The sequence below is a fragment of the Bradyrhizobium sp. genome (genome assembly GCF_016462955.1).
Classification (GTDB): domain Bacteria; phylum Pseudomonadota; class Alphaproteobacteria; order Rhizobiales; family Xanthobacteraceae; genus Bradyrhizobium.
Map to the genome: position 1 here is coordinate 4,721 of NZ_JAEMSD010000445.1, position 1,011 is coordinate 5,731.

At 68.3% G+C, this 1,011-nt stretch carries 1 protein-coding gene; it reads left to right on the forward strand.

Annotated elements, in window-relative coordinates:
• Positions 1-727, forward strand: a 727-nt coding sequence (locus tag JHD07_RS31185) for an ATP-binding protein (protein ID WP_291629120.1), incomplete at its 5' end; no start/stop codon positions are given.
• Positions 728-1,011 lie beyond the last annotated feature (284 nt).

The window sequence follows — 1,011 nt, forward strand, 5'->3', positions numbered from 1 at the left end:
GCTGAATCAGAAGAGCCGGCTCGCCGCGCTCGGCCTTGCCGTGGCCAAGATCAACCACGACCTGCGCAATCTGCTCGCCTCGGCCCAGCTGCTGTCGGACCAACTGGCCAGCGTGCCGGATCCGCGGGTGCAGCGCTTTGCGCCCAAGCTGGTGCGGTCGCTCGAGCGCGCCATCGCCTTCTGCCAGTCGACCTTGTCCTATGGCCGCGCCCAGGAGGCCGCGCCCGATCGCCGCATGGTCCTGATCGAGCCGGTCGTGATGGAGGTGCGCGAGACCGCAGGTCTCGCCTCCGACGCCTCGATCGCCTGGGTCGCCGCGATCGAGCGCGGGCTCGCGGTCGATGCCGATCCCGACCAGCTGTTCCGGGTGCTGCTCAATCTCGTCCGCAACGCCGCCCAGGCGCTCGAAAGCCATGCGGCGGGCGAGGGTGGGGCGCAGCAGATACGGATCACCGGCAAGCGCGAGGGCGCCGTCGCCATTCTCGAGATCTCCGACACCGGCCCCGGGGTCCCCAAGAAGACCCGGGAACGCCTGTTCGAGGCCTTCCAGACCTCCGGTCGCCCCGGCGGCAGCGGCCTTGGCCTCGCCATTGCCGCCGAGCTGGTCCGCGCCCATGGCGGCGACATCCACCTCGTCGAAGGCACCATCGGCGCCACCTTCCGCATCGTGATCCCCGACCGCCCCGTGGAACTGCTCTCCATCCGCAACGAGCGGCAGAGGGCGTAGGTCGGCCAGAGGCCGACCGAGCCGTGCAATCTTCATTGCGTCCGTCATTCCGGGCTCGCGACTTCGTCGCGCCCCGGAATGACGACCTGAGATGCGGAAATGCGCAAAAATCTCCCCCTTCCGGACCTTGCCAATCGGGGCAAGAGCGGTTAGTCAGAGCGCTCTTTCGCACCCCTCCGGCTCCGCCGGGGGCTGCTTGCGGGTCCATGCCCGCGCTGTTTGCGAAAAACGCGCCCGTAGCTCAGCTGGATAGAGCATCAGACTACGAATCTGAGGGTCGGACG